We start from the raw sequence: 17,494 nt of genomic DNA, 5'->3' as shown, positions 1-17,494 counted from the left end.
AGAGCTCAGGCTGAAAGGGGCAGGGCGGCGGGGGAGAAATGCCTGTTCAGGTAGCGCTGTATCTCCCGGCGCATGAAGCGGCTGGATTCGGCGGCCCGCTCCTCCCAGGCGAACACGCAGGACGACAGCACGCCGTCGAAGCCGGCTGCGCCCAGCGTGCCGAAGAACAGGTCCCAGTCGATCTCGCCCTGGCCCATGTCCAGGTGCTGGTGCACGCGGATGTGGTGCGAGCCCGGCGGGTTGACGATGTAGCGCAACTGGCTGCTCTTGCGGTGGTCGAAGGTATCGGCCACGCGCACATGGGCCAGCAGCGGTGCCGCCTCGCGCAGCATGGCGGCCATGTCGTCGCCGTAGTGGAAGGTGTGCGGGGCGATATAGGACAGCCGCAGCGCCTTCGAGCCCATGTTCCTCACGATGTCCATGGCCGGCTGCAGCTGCTCTATCCAGTCCTCCGGATGCGGCTCCACGGACAGCGTGATGCCTTCGCGCTCCAGGATGGGCAGCAGCTCGTCCATGGAGCGGAACCAGGCGGCCTCGCACATCTCTTTCGGATTCGCGCCGGCAGGACCGTTCACCGAGCGCTCGGGCGATGCGCCTCGGCCGAACTCGGACACCATCAGCGCGCAGTCCATCTCCACGGCGACTTCGATGGCCTTTCTCCAGCAGCGCATGGCCCATTGCCGTTCGTCCTCGAACGGGCTGGCCCAGCGGTACATGGGCTGCAGCGATGCCAGCGCCACGCCGCTGGCGCGCATCGCCTGGCGGAATGCGGCCATGCGCTCCTTGGTGGCGCGCGGCATCACCCACCAGTCCAGGAAGTCGCTGCGCGGCGACAGTTCGATCTGGTCATAGCCCAGCTCGGCCACGGCGTGCGGCAGGCGGTCCAGGCACTCGTGCCGGATCATGTAGGGATCGAGGGCGATTTTCATGATGCCTCCCTGCAGGGCGCGCCGTCAGCGCCGCGCCTTCTTGTTGCGGTACTGGTCTGCGACCACGGCCGCGACGATGATGGCGCCCTTGACCATCTCCTGGTAGTAGGCGTCGATGCGGATGAAGGTGAAGCCCGAGGTCATGACGCCCAGGATCAGCACGCCGATCACCGTGCCGGTGATGCGGCCCACGCCGCCCGCCAGCGAGGTGCCGCCGATCACGACGGCGGCGATCGCATCGAGCTCGTACATGACGCCCATGCCGGACTGGCCGGAGATTGCCCGCGCCGCCGTCACCGTGCCGGCGATGCCGCTGAGCACGCCGGCAATCATGTAGACCCAGACCAGATGCCGACGCACGTTGATGCCCGAGACCACGGCAGCCTGGCGGTTGGCGCCGATGGCATAGGTGAACTTGCCAAAGCGCGTATGGCGCAGCACGGTGTGGAAGACGGCGGCAAGCACCAGGAAGATGAGCACCGGATGGGCGCCGGAGCCCAGCGCCGCGAACTCGTCCGTCAGCATGGAGACGGGCGTGCCGTTGGTGAACCACTTGGCGAAGCCGCGTGCCGCGACCATGGTGCCCAGCGTGGCGATGAAGGGCGGGATGCCGGTGAAGGCGATCAGCGAGCCATTGATCAGCCCGACCGTCAGGCCCACGCACATGCCGGCCAGCACGGGCCAGACCACGGGCAGATCGGTGAGTTGGGGGAACACCGCGCGCGGAAAGTCCGATACCTGCGCCAGGCTGGCCGACACCACGGCGGCGGCGGCCACCACGGAGCCGGAGGACAGGTCGATGCCGCTGGTGATGATGACCAGGTTGACGCCCACGGCGATGATGCCTACCACCGCCATCTGCAGCACGATGATCTGCAGCCGCTCGGCGTTGAGCAGAAAGCTCTGGCCCACGGTGAGCCAGCCTGCCGCCTCGAAGAACAGGGCGATGCCCAGCAGCACGAGGAAGATGCTGAGCTCCGGCGGCCACCGGGCGCGCTGCTTTCGGGCGGGCTGGGTCTGCGCTTGGGTTTTCGTTTGCGTTTGGGCTTGCGAAACCGTCTGGGAATTGCTCATCTTGCGTGTCTCCGTTGCGTATCGGGGCTCAGCGGGAGGCCAGTTCCATGATCCGCACCCGGTCGGCGTCCCTGCGCTCGACGATGCCGGTCATGCGCCCCTCATGCATGACCAGGATGCGGTCGCTCATGCCCAGCACCTCGGGCATTTCCGAGGAGACCATCAGCACGGCAGTTCCCTGGGCCGCGAGCGCGCCCACGAGGCGATGGATCTCGGCCTTGGCGCCCACGTCGATGCCGCGCGTCGGCTCGTCCAGGATGAGGATGCGCGGGCGCGTCAGCAGCCAGCGGCCGATCAGCACCTTTTGCTGGTTGCCGCCGGACAGGTTGCGGATGTCCTCGTGCAGCCCGGGGGACCGGACCTGCAGCATGCGGGCCATGTCCTCGCATTCGCGCGCCACGGCGGCATGCGCGACCAGACCCCAGCGCACATGGCGCTCGTGCAGCAGCGCCACCTCCATGTTGGCCAGCAGGTCCAGGCCCATGAAGCAGCCCGTGTCCTTGCGGTCCTCGGTGAGAAAGGCCATGCCCAGCCGCATGGCCTGGGCAGGCGAGGTGATGCGCACCGGCTCGCCGCCGATGCGGATCTCGCCGCAGGTGGCGGGCACGACGCCGAACAGCGCCTCGGCAAGATTGGAGCGCCCGGAGCCCACCAGGCCGGCCACGCCCAGGATCTCCCCGGCGCGCAGCTCGAAGCGCAGGCCATGGAACACGCCGTCGACGCCCAGCCCGTCCACCGAGAGCACCACATCGCCCAGGGCCACGTCCTGCTTGGGGAACATCCGGGTGATCTCGCGCCCGACCATCATGCGGATGATGTCGTCGCGCGTGACATCGGCCGATGCATGCGTGCCTATGTACCTGCCGTCGCGGAACACCGAGAACTCGTCGGCGATCTCGAACAGCTCGTTCATCTTGTGCGTGATGTAGACGATGCCTTTGCCCTGGCCGCGCAGGTGGCCGATGATGCGAAACAGGTGCTCCACCTCCCGGTCGGTGAGCGCGGAGGTGGGCTCGTCCATGATCAGCACCTCGGAGTCGAAGGACACGGCCTTGGCGATCTCCACCATCTGGCGGCTGGCCACGCTCAGCGTGCGCACCTCGGAGTCGGGGTCCATGTCGATGGCCAGCCGCTCGAACAGGGCCTGGGTGCGCTGGCGCAGCTGGCGGTGGTCGACCAGGCCCAAGCGGTTGACGGGCTCGCGGCCGATCCAGATGTTCTCGGCCACCGTCATGCTGGGCATGAGGTTCAGCTCCTGGTGGATCATGGCGATGCCTTGCCTGAGCGCATCCAGCGGGCTGCGCAGCGTGACGGGCCGGCCCCTGAGGCGGATCTCTCCGGTGTCGGGCGCATGCACGCCGGCAATGATCTTCATCAGGGTGGATTTGCCGGCGCCGTTCTCGCCCATCAGCGCATGCACGCTGCCGCTGCGCAGGCGCAGCTGCACATCGGCCAGCGCCACGACGCCCGGAAACGACTTGCCCACCCCACGCACCTCCAGCAGGTCGCTGCAGGCATGGGGCGCGTGTTGCGCGCACGGTGCGGCAGGCGCGGGTGGGCCGCGGTCCGGCCCGTGCACAGGGGATGCGGACATGGCTCAGGGCCTGGCGTACTGGCCCATGTTCTCGGGCGTCACCAGCTCGAAGGGCACGTTCACGAAGCGCTCCACGGGCTGTTTGCCGGCCAGGCGCAGGGCGGCATCGACCGCCTTGGCGCCCTGTCCGGCCAGGTTCTGGAAGACGGAGACCTTGAGGTCGCCGTTCTTCATGGAGGACAGCCCGTCGGGCGTGGCGTCTATGCCGGCCACGATGGTGTCGGGCCTCCACTTGCGGGCCGCCTTCAGCGCGTTGATGGCGCCAATCGCCATCTCGTCGTTGTTGGCGAGGATGGCGTCGAACTTCATGCCCGAGCTCAGCCAGTTCATGGTGATGTCCTGGCCCTGCGTGCGGCTCCACTTGCCCTCGCGCTTGTCGAGGATCTTCATTTCCGCGCATTCGGGCGTGGCCGCCACTTCCTCGATGTCGCGGGTGCGGGTGCGCGCCGATTCGTTGGAGAGCTCCCCCATCAGCACCAGGATGTTGCCGCGGCCCTCCAGCAGCTTGCAGACCTGGCGGGCCTGCAGCGTGCCCGAGAGTTTTTCGTCGGAGGCCACCACGGCGGTGCCTGCGGGCAGCTTGTCGAAATCGACGGGCTGGCGGTTCACGTAGACCAGCGCGATCCCGGCGTCGCTCACCATGCGGGTGATTCTGGGCGTGGCGTCGGTGTCCACCGGGTTGACGATGATGGCGTCGGCCCGCTGGGCAATCATGTTCTGGATCTGGCTCAGCTGCTTGCCCACATCGTTGCTGGCGTCCTCGATCTGCAGCTCGGCCCCGTGTTTTTTGGCCGCGTCCACGATGCCGTTGCGCAGGATGGTCAGGCCGGTGTCGTCGAAGAGCGCCATCGCCACGCCGATCCTGAGGGGCTGCGCGTGGGCTTGCGCCTGTGTCAGCGCCTGGGTCTGCTTCTGCGTCTGAGCCTGGGAATGCACGGGCAGTGCTGCCAGAAAGGCGGCGGCAATGGCCGCCAGCAGGTGGTTTTTCCTCATCCCTCGTCTCCTTGTCCTTGAGCGGCAGCGGGGCGCGTTCACATCCCGCCTTGACTCGCCAAACACCGGATTGCCCCGGACCCTGAGGAGAAATGTAGTTCTGTCCCTCTAATTTTTGGAAATTAATTTCTAAGTAAATACACCTAAGGAAAAAAATTTCTAATAGTTTTAATCTTTTTCCATGTTCTGAACGCTGGCCAAGCGCTGCCTGCGGACAGCCCCTGAGCAATGGCCATGGAAAGGCAAGACAAGAGATGACAGGCACCGTGACCGGCACCGTGAGATTGACCGTCAGCCAGGCGCTGGTCCGCTACCTGGCCGCCCTGCAGGCCGAGGTCATGCAGCCCGATGGCCGCACCGCCGTCCAGCCCTATTGCGCAGGGGTATTCGCCATCTTCGGACATGGCAACGTGGCCGGGCTGGGCGAGGCCCTGCATGCCGAACGGCAGCGGCTGCCCACGCTGCGCGCCCACAGCGAACAGGGCATGGCCCATGCGGCCGTGGCCTTTGCCAAGGCGCACTTTCGCCAGCGCATGATGGCCGTGACCTCGAGCATCGGGCCCGGCGCCACCAACCTGGTGACCCCGGCCGCGTTGGCGCATGTGGCGCGGCTGCCGCTGTTGCTGCTGCCCGGGGACATCTTTGCCTCGCGCCTGCCCGATCCCGTCCTGCAGCAGGTGGAGAGCTTCGAGCAGGGTGATCTGAGTGCCAACGACTGCCTGCGTCCGGTCACGCGCTACTTCGACCGCATCATGCAGCCCGGGCAATTGCTGGCGGCCTTGCCGCGCGCCATCCAGGTCATGACCGACCCGGCGCAGTGCGGCCCCGCCTGCCTTGCGCTGCCGCAAGACGTGCAGACCCAGGCCTTCGACTGGCCCATGGATTTCTTCCACCCGCCGCTGATCCGCCTGCGCCGCCCGCCGGCCGATGCCGCCGAGCTGGAGCAGGCCGTGGCCTTGCTGGCCTGCGCCAAAAGGCCGCTGATCGTGGCGGGCGGCGGCGTGCTGTACAGCCAGGCCTGGGAGGCCTTGCGCGTGTTTGCCGAAACGCATGGCGTGCCGGTGGCCGAGTCGCAGGCCGGCAAGGGCAGCCTGGCCTGGGACCATGCCCTCAACCTGGGCGCCATCGGCGTGACCGGCTCGCCGGCTGCCAACCACGCGGCCCGGCACTGCGATGTGCTGCTGGCCATCGGCACGCGGCAGCAGGATTTCACCAGCGGCTCGCAGGCGCTGTACAGCCAGGCCACGGTGCTGGGCCTGAACGTGCAGCCCTTCGATGCCGCCAGAAAGCGTGGCCGCCAGCTGGTGGCCGATGCCCGTACTGGCCTGGCCCAGCTGGGTGCAGGATTGGCCGGCTGGCGGGCCGATCCACGGTGGACCGAAGAGCTGCGCGCCCGGGCCTCAGCCTGGGCACAGCGCGTGGCGGAGCTGACATTGCACGCGCCCCAGGGCGAGCTGCCCTGTGACGCCGAGGTGATCGGGGCCTTGCGCGAGTCTGCCGCCGACGCAGGGCTGGACAGCGCCCGCAATGACGTCGTGGTCTGCGCGGCCGGCACGCTGCCGGCCGAGCTGCACAAGCTGTGGCGCAGCGGCCTGCCGGGCAACTACCACGTGGACTATGCCTATTCCTGCATGGGCTACGAGATCGCGGGCGGCCTGGGCGTGAAGCTGGCAAGGCCCGAGCGCGAGGTCATCGTGGTCGTGGGCGATGGCTCCTACATGATGCTCAACGCCGAGCTGGCCACCTCGGTGCTGCTGGGCCGAAAGATCATCGTCGTGGTGCTGGACAACCGTGGCTACGGCTGCATAGAGCGGCTGCAGGTGCGCTGCGGCGGCGCCAGCTTCAACAACATGCTCGATGACTGCGTGCCCGAGGGGGGCGAGCGCTCGTCCATCGATTTCGCCCGCCATGCCGCTGCGATGGGCGCCGAGGCCGTCCACGTGGGCGGTGTGCAGGAACTGCGCCGCGAAATGCTGCGTGCGCGGGCGTCCCGCCGCAGCCAGGTGCTGGTGATAGACACCACCCACCGCCGCACCACGGCCGACGGCGGCGCCTGGTGGGAGGTTGCCGTGCCCGAGGTCTCGGGCTGCCCCGAGGTCCAGGGCGCGCGGCGCGAGTACCTGCACCACAAGGCAGGCCAGCGGCGCTGACGCCGCACAACCGTCGCCCCGTACGACTTCTGCCCATCTGCCCATCTGCACCAAGGAGGACTCGCATGACCTGGAAGGTACGCATCGGTATCAATCCCCTGTCCTGGATGAACGACGACCTGCCCTCGCTGGGTGGCGATACGCCGCTGGACACGGCACTGAAGGAGGGCGCCGAGATCGGCTACGCGGGCTTCGAGCTGGGCAACAAGTTTCCGAAAACCGGCCCCGCGCTCAAGGCCAGGCTTGACGCGTACGGGCTGGCCTGCGTCTCCGGCTGGTACTCGGGTTTTCTGGCGCAGGCCGATGCGGGCAGCGATGCACAGGCGATTGCCGCCGAGGCCGAGCGCTGCAAGCCCCACATGGACAGGCTGCGCCACAACGGCGTCGACGTGGTGGTCTATGGCGAATGCGCGGGCACGGTCCAGGGGCAGATCGGCACGCCTGTGTCCCGGCGCCCGCGCTTTGCCGACGATGCGGCCTGGCAGCGCTATGCGTGGCGGCTGGATGCCTTTGGCGCGCACCTGCTGGAGTGCTACGGCATCCGGCTGGCCTATCACCACCACATGGGCGCCCATGTGGAGTCCCCGCAGGATGTGGACCGCCTGATGGCGCTGACCGATCCGCGCAAGGTCTTCCTGCTGTTCGATACCGGCCATGCCTACTACGGCGGGGCGGCCGATCCGGCGGCGCTGCTGAAAAAACATGTGGCGCGCGTGGCGCATGTGCATTGCAAGGATGTGCGTCCCCAGGTGATTGCCCAGGCACGCCAGGGCGACTGGAGCTTTCTGCAGGGCGTGGTCAACGGCATCTTCACGGTGCCGGGCGACGGCGCGCTCGACTTCGAGGCGGTGCTGCGCACGCTCAGGAATGCCGGCTACCAGGGCTGGCTCGTGGTCGAGGCCGAGCAGGACCCCGCCATCGCGCCCGGCTACACATACGCGAAAAAGGGCTACGAGACGCTGCGCGCGCTCGTGGACCGGCTGGGCGCCTGAGGCCATCCGGCATCGAGGCATGAAAACCAAGGGAGGACACCGTCATGACATCTGCAATCCACCACGCCCTGCGGGGCCCTGCGGCCCGGGCCACCGTGCCTTGCCTGTGCGCTGCGGCGCTGGCCGGCGCAGCCAGTCTGGCCACGGCGCAAGGCAGCGTCACGCTGTATGGGCGCATCGTCAGCGGTGTCGACTATATGAACCGCATTGCCGAGAGGCCGGGCCGGTCTTCCGATCAACTCCGGCACGCCGGGCAATGGGGCGCCACCTGGTGGGGGCTGCGCGGGGCCGAGGACCTGGGCGGCGGCCTGAGCGCCGTCTTCCATCTCGAAAGCCAGTTCTCCGCCGACGACGGCACGGTGGGCGACAGCTTCTTCAGCCGCTATGCGGTGGTCGGCCTGCGAAGCCAGACGTACGGCACGCTGCTGCTGGGCCGGGCCATGGGCATTCCCGATGGCGAGGTCTGGGCGCTGGACCCCATGGGCCTGCAGGCCATGGGCGCGGGCACGCTGCAGGGCAACCGGACCTGGGGGTCGCGCCCCAATGCCATCAGCTACCAGTCGCCGGCCTGGGGTGGGCTCTCGTTTCGCACCCAGCTGGGGCTGAACGGGGAGGCGGGCCGTTCCCGGGCCGGGCGCCAGGCCGCCGCCAGCGTGGGCTATGAGCAGGGGCCGCTGGTGCTCAAGGCCTTCTACGAGGAAATCCGTGACGGCAACGGCGCGTTCAGTTCGCTCTACACGGCATCGCGCCTGTACACGGTGGGCGCAACCTACCGCGTGGGCGGCCTGAAGCTGTTCACGGGCTACAGCCAGATCCGGTCAGGTGCGCTGACGGTGGCCGACGCCGACAACCCGGCAGGCGCCCGCAGGCAGCAGACCTACTGGATGGGCGCCAACTACCAGGCCACGCCGGCCCTGGTGCTGGTGGGCGGCGCCTACCGCGCCAACCGCAGTGGCGGCGGCGCCAGCCTGGTGAGCCTGGGGGCGAACTACCATCTTTCCCGGCGCACCATGCTTTATGGCACTGTGGGCACCGTCTCCAACGGCGGCGGAGCCTCGTTCTCGGTGGAGGCCAACAGCGCCAGGCCCGCACCCGGGTCCGGCCAGGAGGGCGTCTACACGGGCATCGTGCACTCGTTCTGACGCTGGCTTTTTGCGCATCAACCCTCGGCCCGGCCGGGTCAAGTCCGGGTGGGCCGGCTCGTGCGGGGCGGCTGCCGCGCCGCTTGGCTGTATTCTTGGTGCTTCGCTTCACGCAGCCTTGCGGCCGTTCCCACCATGCATTTGTCCAGACGCGAATTCCTCGGCGCCGGCGCGGCCGCCGCCTGTGCCTCGCTGGTCGGTTGCGCGGCCTCGGCGCCCGTGTCGGGCAGTTTTCTGCAGCCGTGGCGCAGCCATCTGGAGATGCCGCGCGACCAATGGCGCCAGCGCCTGGCCGCCACCCAGGCGCTGGGCTGCCGGGAGCTGTTCGTGCAATGGAGCGGCCTGCAAGGCGATTCCGAGGCGGACAGCTGGATGCTGGCCGACGCGCAGATCGCCGACCTGCTGGACATCTGCACCGAACTGGGCATGGGTGTGCACCTGGGCCTGCCCTATGACGAGCGCTGGTGGAAGCAGATCAGCCTTTCCAACGCCGCAGGCCCCGCGCCCTACCTGGCGCATATCGCCGAGCAGGGCGCCAGCTATATGTACGCCAGCACCTGGCCGCGCCACGCGGCGTTTCGCGGCTGGTACATCCCCTACGAGCTGGAGCAATACCACTGGGCCGCGCCCGAGCGCATCGAGCTGCTGGTGAGCGCACTGCAGCCACTGGCGCAGGCGGCAGCGGCCACGTCCGGCCAGGTGCCCGGCATCTCCACCTATTTCAGCCAGCTGCAGACGCTGGGCAGCCTGCCCACGCTGTGGAGCATCCTGCTGGACCGCGTGTCCCTGCGCCCCATGGTGCAGGACGGCGTGGGCGTGGCGGGACTGCGCAACTACGAGGCGCTGGCACCGCTGCAGCAGATGCTGCTGGAGCGCAGGGCGCCGTTCGATCTCATCGTGGAACTGTTCGAGCAACTGCCGCCCACGCGGCCCGATGGCTCGGACTTCCAGGCGCGCACGGCCAGCTTCGAGCGCGTGCGCCGCCAGTGGGACGTGGCCCGCGACTATGGTGCCCAGCGCGTCGTCGCCTTCGCCATCGACCCCTGGGTGCTGAACGACACGCCAGAGGCCCGGCAACTGCTGCGCGAGTGGAAGGCCGCCGCCCGCTGAGCGCGGTGGCTGCCGGGTCAGAAGCGCTTGCCGATGATCTCTCTGAGGATTTCGCTGCTTCCGCCGAAGATCCGCAGCGCCCGTGCATCGGCCCAGGCGCGGCCAATGCCGTATTCGGCCATGTAGCCGTAGCCGCCGTGCAGCTGCAGCAGCTCGTCCAGGACCTGGCCCTGCAGCTCGGTGGCGTTGAGCTTGGCCATGGCAGCGGTGACGGAGTCCAGTGAGCCTTCCATGTGCCGGGCCAGGCAGTCGTCCAGGAAGACGCGCAGCATGGTGGTCTTGGCCAGGGCGTCGGCGAACTTGAAGCGGGTGTTCTGGTAGTCGAGCACGCGGCGCCCGAAGACCTTGCGGTTGCGCACGAACTCGGCAGCCTCATCCAGCATGCCTTCGGTGGAGGCTGCCGCACGCAGCGCGATCGCCAGCCGCTCCTGCGCCAGCTCCTGCGTCACATGCTCGAAGGCGGCGTTCTCGCGCCCCAGCAGGTGGTCGGCCGGCAGGTGCAGTTCGTCGAAGAACAGCTCGCAGGTGTCCTGGCTGTGCTGGCCTATCTTGCGCAGGGCGGCACCCTTGCCAAGGCCCTTCATGCCTTCTTCCACCACGAACAGCGACAGGCCGCGCGCGCCCAGGTCGGGCTCGGTGCTGGCCAGCACCACCATCAGGCCGGCATTGACGCCGTTGGTGATGAAGGTTTTCTGGCCGTTGAGCACGTAGCCGCCGCCCTCACTCTCGCTCTTGCGGCGGGCGCGCGTGCGCACGGCCTTGAGGTCGCTGCCCGCGCCGGGCTCGGTCAGGGCGATGGCGCCGATCAGCTCGCCCGTGGCCATGCGCGGCAGCCAGCGGTCCTTCTGCACCTGCGTGCCGAAGTTCCAGAGATAGGGCGCCACCATGTCGGAATGGATGGAAAAGCCGATGCCCAAGCAGTTGGCGCGCGCCAGCGCCTCGATGACCACGGCCGCGTGGCCGAAGTCGCCGCCCTGGCCGTAGGGCGGAGGCAGGTCGCAGTTCAGCAGGCCGCTGTCGCCGGCCTTGCGCCACAGGGCGCGCGGCGTGATGCCCTCGGCCTCCCAGTCATTGATGTGGGGCAGGATCTCGGTGGCCACGAATCGGTCCACCTGTTCCTTGAACAGCAGGTGGTCTTCACGCAATACGGAGCGGGTGCGCATGTCTGTGTCGGTCTCCTTGGGCTGGGTCAGGGACGATAGGTGTCGGTGGCGCTGGCCTGGCCGCGCAGCACGGGGGCGGCGGCCGTACCCGTCATGAACAGGCTGTAGTGGTCGCCCGGCTGCAGCTGGGGCAGTGCCAGCGGCGCGCTGGCCGCAGTGGCGCAGGTGGCTGCGAGCTGGGCACTGACCGGGTTGATGGAGCGGCTGGCCGACCTGGCGGGCGCCACGCCCGTGAACAGCGGCGTGCCCGTGCCGGCGATCTTGAGCCCGCCTTCGGTGCAATCGTCGATCAGGTTGTAGAAGCGCAGCTCGGCCTTGAGCGCGTCCTGGCTTCCGCCGGAGTCGTCGATGGACGTGAAGCGCGCGGCCGCGTTCTTGCCTTGGCGCTGCGGCACCAGGGTGGTGAAGCTGCCCGGCGCCACCTTCATGCTGCCGGCGCTCTTGCCGTCCAGCTGAATGGCAAAGGGCGTGTCGCCCTTGACGATGGCGTAGCTGCTGGCCGGCTTGCTGCCGGACAGCGTCTGCTCGGGGCCGCCGCCGATCTTCACGCGCAGGCTGCCCGCGTCGGGGTGGACCACGCGCACGAAGGACGAGCCTGCGGGCGGGCGCGCCGCATAGAGCTGGGCCAGCGTGCCTTCGGCATGCGCGGCGGGCAGGCAGGAGAGCCCGGCCAGGCCGGCCAGGGCGAGCGCGACGGTACGCATCACGGGGGAAAAAGCGGAGGTCATGCCTGCGGGTCCTTGGTTTCCTTGGCGGGGCGCATGCGTGCATCAAGGTACATGCGCTCCAGTTGCTTGCGGTCGGCCTTGTCAGTCTGCGTCAGCGGGAAGCCGTGGCAGGCCAGCAGTTCCGACGGAATCATGTAGGGCGGCACGCGCTGGGCCAGCAGTTCGCGCCACCCGGCCAGGTCTTCGGGCAGGGGCTGCATGCCGGGCGGGCCGCTGCGGTCCAGGTCCACGAAGCCGATCATGCGCACGATGAAGCCATCGGGCCGCTTCAGCGCCACCGCCGCGCCTGCGCGCACGCCGGGCAGGGTGGCCAGCACGGCATCGACCTCGGCCAGCTCGATGCGGTAGCCGTGCATCTTGATCTGGTCGTCGCGCCGGCCGTGGAAGGTGACCAGGCCCTCGCCGTCGATCTCGCCCAGGTCGCCCGTGCGGTAGCCGCGCTTGCCGTTGCGCATGAACATGCGTGTGGCGTGCAGGTCGGGGCGGTTCAGGTAGCCGCGCATCACGTGGTCGCCAGCCACGCAGATCTCGCCTTCGTCCAGGAACACATCGGCATAGGGCTTGGCCCGGCCGATGGGAAAGGGCAGCGGCGCGCGCTGGCGCAGCGCGGGGTCGATCTCCACCCAGGTGGTGGAGCAGGTGGCCTCGGTGGGGCCGTAGGAGTTGATGATGCGTGCCTGGGGAAAGCGGCTCCACAGCGCCTCGGCCACGGTGGGCGTGAGCGATTCGGCGCCGAAGACGAAGACGCGCAGGTCGGGCAGGTGCTGCTGGTCGAAGTCGGCATCCAGCAGCTGCTGGCGCACGAAGGAGGGCGTGGATGCCCAGACGTTCACATGGGTGCCCGCCAGGTAGGCGGCAAAGGCCTGGCGGTCGGCAATGGTCTCGCGCGCGCACAGCACGCAGGCGCCGCCCGTGACCAGGGCGCCCATCCAGTTGAACAGCGAAAAGTCGAAGCTGAACAGCATCTGGTCCATGAAGACCGGCGCCTCGCCCAGGGCCAGGCAGTCGCGTATCCAGCCGGCGAACAGGCCCAGGCTCTCCCGCCCGATCTGCACGCCCTTGGGATCGCCCGTGCTGCCCGAGGTGAACATGATGTAGGCCAGCGATTTTTCCTGCAGCGGCTGCGCGGCGATGCCGGTGTCCAGGAAGCTGCGGGCCTGCGCGTCGTAGTGCAGGCCGGCCTGCACCAGCGTGGCGATGCGCGCCATGCGCTCGGGCGGGTTGATCACGTCCACCGGCACGAAGGGCACGCCCAGGCGCAGGCAGCCGAGGATGGCCACGAGGAACGCGGTCTCCTTGTGCCCCGTGATCAGCAGCGGCTCGTCGCGCCGCGCGCCGCGCGCCAGCGCCTGCTGCTCCCATTGCGCCACGGCCTGGGCCAGTTGCTGCCAGTCCAGCGTGCCGGCGGCATCGATCACGGCGGGCCGCGCGGTGTCGGCGCCGGGCTCGGTGAAGTCGAAGCGGTCAAAACTGAATCGCATGCGGGCTCCTTGTTGCGCAGGGACAAAGGGACAGGGCGGCGGCGTGCAGGCGCTGCATCAGGCCTTGCGCTGCTCGGCCACGTACTGCGCCAGCGTGTGCACGGATTCCAGGTGCAGGTCGATCTCCGATGGCGGTATCTTGACGCCGAATTCCTTTTCGATGGCCAATGCCACGTCCACGGCGGACAGCGAGTCCACCAGGCCCGATTCGAGCAGCAGCGTATCGGGCTCGACCGAGGTCAGGATGATGGCGCCGATGATCTGGGCAATCTTGGTTTCGATGTCATTCAGGGACATGGTTTCTCTCCAACAGGTGTTTCAGAACTGGAAATACAGGAAGCGGGTTTCCTTGTGCAGGTTGACCAGGCACAGGAAGAGCAGGACCAGGGTCACGGCCGTCCAGCCTGCGCTGGGGCGCCAGCGCATCCAGGCGCGGGGCGCTTCCTGCACCTTGAACATGGCGGGCGAGAAGCGGCCCAGGATCTGGTGGGCATTGGGCGTGAACCAGGCAATGGCCAGCAGCAGCAGGACCAGGGCCAGCTGCATGTGGTGGCCTATGGCCAGGCGTATGGCATCGCCCAGTGCCAGGCCCTGGACGTGGGACAGCGACTCCAGCGCCTCCACGCCGCGCAGGCCGGCCATGCCCTTGAGCAGTAGCATGGCGTCGCCCACGCCATGGGCGCGGAAGAAGGTCTGGGCGATGAGCACGGCGATGAAGGTGATGACAACGCACAGCGCCTGCACGCCCCGGCCCGACTTTCGTGCGGCGGCCGGCTTGCGGCTGACCACGAAGATGCGCCAGGCGTGGTTGACCGACAGGTAGAAGGCATGCAGCAGGCCGAAGATCACGTACTGCAGGCCCGCACCGTGCCAGATGCCCGCCAGCCCCATGGTGAACAGCGTGGGCACGACGATGGTGGCCGCAAAGCCGCCGGGCGTGCGCGCGGCGCTGGAGCCCACGGACAGGCCGCGCTTTTCGCGTGCGCGCGAGATGGCCATGGCCACGGGGTAGTACAGGTAGGCCGTGAGGTAGCGCGTCAGCGTCATGTGCCAGCGTGCCCAGAAGTCGATGATGCTGCCGGCCTTGTAGGGCGAGTTGAAGTTCAGCGGGAAACGGATGCCGAACATGCGCGCCAGGCCCAGCGCCATGTCCGAATAGCCCGAGAAGTCGAAGTACAGCTGCAGCGCGTAGCTGAGGCTGGCGCCCCAGGCGGCCCAGAACTGCAGCTCGCCGGGCGCGGCGAATCCCGCGTCTGCATAGGGCGCGATCTCGTCGGCCAGCAGCACCTTCTTGGCCAGGCCGATCACGAACAGCGTGCCGCCGATGGACAGGTTGTCCGCGCGGAACCGGTAGTTATCCGGCTGCGCGAACTGCGGCATCATTTCCTTGTGATGCAGGATGGGCCCCGCGATCAGGTGCGGGAAGAAGGTCACGAACAGCACGTAGCTGAGCAGGCTGCGTTCCTTGACGATGCCCGAGCGGCAGTCCAGCAGGTAGCCGATCTGGGTGAAGGTGAAGAACGAGATGCCCAGGGGCAGGATGAGCTCGTGCATGCCGCCCTGCGTCAGCCCCCATTCGCCCAGGAAGTTGAACAGCGTGGCGAAGTACTTGTAGTGGAACAGTGCCGCAAGGTCGGCGCCCACGCCCAGGGCGGTGACCAGCCCCTGCAGCCGCACACGGCCCGCAAAGCGCAGGATCAGCAGGCTCACCACGTAGTTGAAGGCGATGGACAGCGCCAGCAGGGCGACGAACTGCGGGTTCCACCAGCCGTAGAAGACAAAGGACGTCAGGCACAGCCAGAACGCGGCCAGCCGCAGGCTGATGGCCCCGGCCAGGTAGTGGCCCGCCAGCGCGATGGGCAGGAACAGCAGCAGGAAAAGATAGGAATTGAACAGCATGTAGCGGGCGGGGTCACGCAGGCGGGGAGGCGGCGTCCATCTCCTTGAGCGCCGCTTTTTCATCGTCCGTCAGGGGCAGGGACAAGGTGTTTTCCGAGAACTCCCAGATCACCAGCCGCAGGCTGGCCGGCCAGGAGGCGCGGCGCTTGAGCGCGGCCACCATGGCGCCGCTGAACTGGCCGCCGTCCATGCTGAGGTTCCAGACTTCCTGGCCCAGCGCGCGGCCGAGCTGCGGCGCGAAATTGCTGCGCAGCCCGTTGGAGCTGCCGGCCAGCAGCACCTGCACGGGCGGCGTCTCGTCCAGCAGGCCGCCGCCGCGCACGGGGACAATGGTCTGCGGGCGCACCTGGTCGCGCCGTGGGCGCCAGCCGGCCGGGGCATCGGCCAGGCCGGCCAGGGCCAGCAGGTCGCCGGGCAGCGGCTGCAGCGGCCCGGGCGCGGATTCCTCGAAGGCCTGGGCGCCGCGCTGCCCGCCCAGCAGCGGCAGCGCGGCCTGGGCCACGGCCAGGGCGGCGGCGCGTGCGCCCTCGGCATTCATGTGCACGTCGGTGCGAAAGAAAACGGGTTGCGCCTGCTCCTGTGTCTGCAGGGCAGGGCGCAGATCGGCAAAGGCAATGCCGTCGGCCTGCAGGCGCTGCTGCCACAGGTCCAGGCGCTGGAGCATCACGGGCGCCACGGGCAGGCCGCACAGATGGGCGGCCTCGATGCGCGACTTGTCGGGCACGGCCACCACCAGGGTGGCAATGCCTTTGTCCTGCAACTGCCGGGTCCAGTGGCGCAGCAGGCGCTGGCGCGCCTCGAAGGGCGCGGCGCCCGTGCCGGGCTGGGGCCGCAGGCCGTCGCGGTAGAACATCCATTGCGGGCAGCCCAGTGCCACCTGCGCTCCCGTGTCGCCCAGCAGGCGGTAGCGCAGCGCGGCCTGGCCGGTTTCCAGCGAGGACTGCGCAGGCAGGCGCAGGCCCTTGTTCAGCGCCGCGCCCGCGCGGCCATCCAGCCAGGCGGCCAGTTGCAGCTCGCCGGCCTTCGGTCCCCCGCTGGCCAGCGTCCAGCCGCCCCAGGCCAGGCCCGACAGCAGCAGGGCACCCCAGATCCAGGCGTTGCGCCGGTGTCCTTTGTCGGTTTGCAGTTCTTGCGCGGTGGGGTCCACGGTGTCAGCCCTTGAGCGCGGCCCGCAGCCGCTCCAGCCAGGTGGCGTTGGGCATGAGCGAGGCGTTGTCCCACTGGCCGGCCGCGTTGGGGCCGTAGCTGTAGGTGGGCTCGAACATCTGCCACACCAGCACCTGGGGCTTGTGGGACTTGAAGGCCGGCGACTCCAGGTACTCCAGCAGCATGGTCCACTGGCCCACGTTGCCGGGCTTCCAGTTCAGCGAGACCGGGCGGTCCAGCAGGTTGGAGAGCTTTTGCGGAAAGCCGAAGTAGGGCTGGACCATGCTGTGGCCGGTGACATGGACGGGGGCGGGCTCATCGTCGAGCAGGCCCTTGGCCGGAGCCTGGCGGCGCACGGTGTAGACCTCGCGGCCGATCTGCTTGCGCTCGTCGGCGGTGAGGAACAGCTCGGCCAGGTCGCCATAGCGGCGCTCGGTGACGGTGTCGCCCAGGGCCAGGCCGCTGCCGGCGCTGCCGGCCAGCTGGGGCACCTCGCCCTGGACCATGCGGGCGGTGGCCTCGGCCGTGGCGTCGGCTGCCGCCTGGGTCCAGTGCTGGTCGGTGCGGTAGAACACGTCCTTGCCGCTGTCGCGCACGGTGCGCAGCACGGCCTCGTCGTCAAAGCTGGGAATGCCGGCGGCCTGCAGCGCCTGCAGCACCTGCTTGTAGCGGCCCTGGACATCGGCGCTCATGGCCTTGCCGTCGGGCATCTTGTCGGCATAGAAGCGCACCTTGTCGGGCAGCAGCAGCACCTGCAGCTTCACGCCGCGCGCGGCCAGCAGGTTGCGCGCCTCGGTGATCAGCCGGGTGGATTCGGTGATGCCGGCGCGGTCCACCTGGGTCAGGCTGCCCCAGCCCGGAAACAGCCAGCCGTCCTTGCCCCTGAGAACGATGGAGGAGCTGTCCTGTGCCTGTGCCTGTGCCTGTGCCGTACCCTGCGCTGCCAGCGCGCCCAGCACCAGGGCGCAGCCAGCCAGTCCGCGTGCGGCGCGCGCCATGCCCGAGCGCAGTCCGTGCAGGGCGGGGCGGGGTGCTTGCTTGGTCGAATCCATGGGAGCTTTCTCCTTTTCTCTTGTCTGTGTGGTGGTGGCGG

The 17,494-nt window shown here is 68.7% G+C and carries 15 protein-coding genes; 4 read left to right on the top strand and 11 right to left on the bottom strand.

All coding sequences use genetic code 11. The features are described from left to right. Positions 1-5 precede the first annotated feature (5 nt). The 4 genes from IAE24_RS12355 to IAE24_RS12340 are packed head-to-tail and all read right to left on the bottom strand — an operon-like array spanning position 6 to position 4,590. Positions 6-929 carry a sugar phosphate isomerase/epimerase family protein gene (locus IAE24_RS12355; protein WP_192368006.1) on the bottom strand — a complete coding sequence of 308 codons (924 nt, stop codon included), beginning with the start codon at positions 927-929 and terminating at the stop codon, positions 6-8. Between the two features lie 24 nt (positions 930-953). After that, a complete protein-coding gene (locus IAE24_RS12350; protein WP_199961373.1) occupies positions 954-2,003 on the bottom strand; it encodes an ABC transporter permease in 1,050 nt (349 codons plus the stop codon). A gap of 28 nt (positions 2,004-2,031) precedes the next feature. Further along, positions 2,032-3,597 (bottom strand): sugar ABC transporter ATP-binding protein, encoded by a 1,566-nt coding sequence (locus tag IAE24_RS12345; protein ID WP_199961374.1) that lies wholly within the window; start codon positions 3,595-3,597, stop codon positions 2,032-2,034. A gap of 3 nt (positions 3,598-3,600) precedes the next feature. Beyond that, positions 3,601-4,590 carry a sugar ABC transporter substrate-binding protein gene (locus tag IAE24_RS12340; RefSeq protein WP_199961375.1) on the bottom strand — a complete coding sequence of 330 codons (990 nt, stop codon included), beginning with the start codon at positions 4,588-4,590 and terminating at the stop codon, positions 3,601-3,603. A 266-nt stretch (positions 4,591-4,856) separates the two neighbouring features. Between IAE24_RS12340 and iolD the strand changes: the two genes are divergently transcribed. The 4 genes from iolD (at position 4,857) to IAE24_RS12320 (ending at position 9,984) form a co-directional block, all read left to right on the top strand. Beyond that, complete coding sequence (iolD, locus tag IAE24_RS12335) at positions 4,857-6,740, top strand: 3D-(3,5/4)-trihydroxycyclohexane-1,2-dione acylhydrolase (decyclizing) (RefSeq protein WP_199961395.1); 1,884 nt, start codon at positions 4,857-4,859, stop codon at positions 6,738-6,740. Positions 6,741-6,805: 65 nt separating this feature from the next. Continuing rightward, the gene (gene iolE / locus IAE24_RS12330; RefSeq protein WP_199961376.1) at positions 6,806-7,732 is read left to right on the top strand and encodes a myo-inosose-2 dehydratase; all 927 of its coding nucleotides are present in this window, start codon (positions 6,806-6,808) and stop codon (positions 7,730-7,732) included. Positions 7,733-7,776: 44 nt separating this feature from the next. Continuing rightward, a complete protein-coding gene (locus IAE24_RS12325) occupies positions 7,777-8,874 on the top strand; it encodes a porin (protein WP_199961377.1) in 1,098 nt (365 codons plus the stop codon). Positions 8,875-9,009: 135 nt separating this feature from the next. After that, positions 9,010-9,984 (top strand): DUF4434 domain-containing protein, encoded by a 975-nt coding sequence (locus IAE24_RS12320; protein ID WP_199961378.1) that lies wholly within the window; start codon positions 9,010-9,012, stop codon positions 9,982-9,984. A 17-nt stretch (positions 9,985-10,001) separates the two neighbouring features. On the opposite strand, the gene IAE24_RS12315 is transcribed toward IAE24_RS12320, so the two are convergent. The 7 genes from IAE24_RS12315 to IAE24_RS12285 are packed head-to-tail and all read right to left on the bottom strand — an operon-like array spanning position 10,002 to position 17,453. Continuing rightward, positions 10,002-11,147: an acyl-CoA dehydrogenase family protein gene (locus IAE24_RS12315; RefSeq protein WP_199961379.1), complete on the bottom strand. Its 1,146-nt coding sequence runs from the start codon at positions 11,145-11,147 to the stop codon at positions 10,002-10,004. A 26-nt stretch (positions 11,148-11,173) separates the two neighbouring features. Then, positions 11,174-11,875, bottom strand: a complete 702-nt coding sequence (locus IAE24_RS12310) for an alginate O-acetyltransferase AlgF (protein WP_199961380.1) — start codon at positions 11,873-11,875, stop codon at positions 11,174-11,176. After that, positions 11,872-13,356 (bottom strand): AMP-binding protein, encoded by a 1,485-nt coding sequence (locus IAE24_RS12305; RefSeq protein ID WP_012204785.1) that lies wholly within the window; start codon positions 13,354-13,356, stop codon positions 11,872-11,874. Before IAE24_RS12305 ends, IAE24_RS12310 begins: the two co-directional genes overlap by 4 nt. 57 nt (positions 13,357-13,413) lie before the next feature. After that, positions 13,414-13,653: an acyl carrier protein gene (locus IAE24_RS12300; RefSeq protein ID WP_012204786.1), complete on the bottom strand. Its 240-nt coding sequence runs from the start codon at positions 13,651-13,653 to the stop codon at positions 13,414-13,416. A 21-nt stretch (positions 13,654-13,674) separates the two neighbouring features. Further along, the gene (locus IAE24_RS12295; RefSeq protein ID WP_199961381.1) at positions 13,675-15,255 is read right to left on the bottom strand and encodes an MBOAT family O-acyltransferase; all 1,581 of its coding nucleotides are present in this window, start codon (positions 15,253-15,255) and stop codon (positions 13,675-13,677) included. A 13-nt stretch (positions 15,256-15,268) separates the two neighbouring features. After that, the gene (locus IAE24_RS12290) at positions 15,269-16,402 is read right to left on the bottom strand and encodes an alginate O-acetyltransferase AlgX-related protein (RefSeq protein ID WP_199961382.1); all 1,134 of its coding nucleotides are present in this window, start codon (positions 16,400-16,402) and stop codon (positions 15,269-15,271) included. Positions 16,403-16,406: 4 nt separating this feature from the next. Beyond that, positions 16,407-17,453 carry an alginate O-acetyltransferase AlgX-related protein gene (locus IAE24_RS12285; RefSeq protein ID WP_199961383.1) on the bottom strand — a complete coding sequence of 349 codons (1,047 nt, stop codon included), beginning with the start codon at positions 17,451-17,453 and terminating at the stop codon, positions 16,407-16,409. Positions 17,454-17,494 lie beyond the last annotated feature (41 nt).

The organism is Delftia sp. S65 (genome assembly GCF_016516495.1).
GTDB classification, from domain to species: Bacteria; Pseudomonadota; Gammaproteobacteria; order Burkholderiales; family Burkholderiaceae_C; genus Comamonas; species Comamonas acidovorans.
The sequence above is the reverse complement of the archived record's forward strand: the minus strand, read 5'-3'. Positions and strand labels throughout refer to the sequence as shown.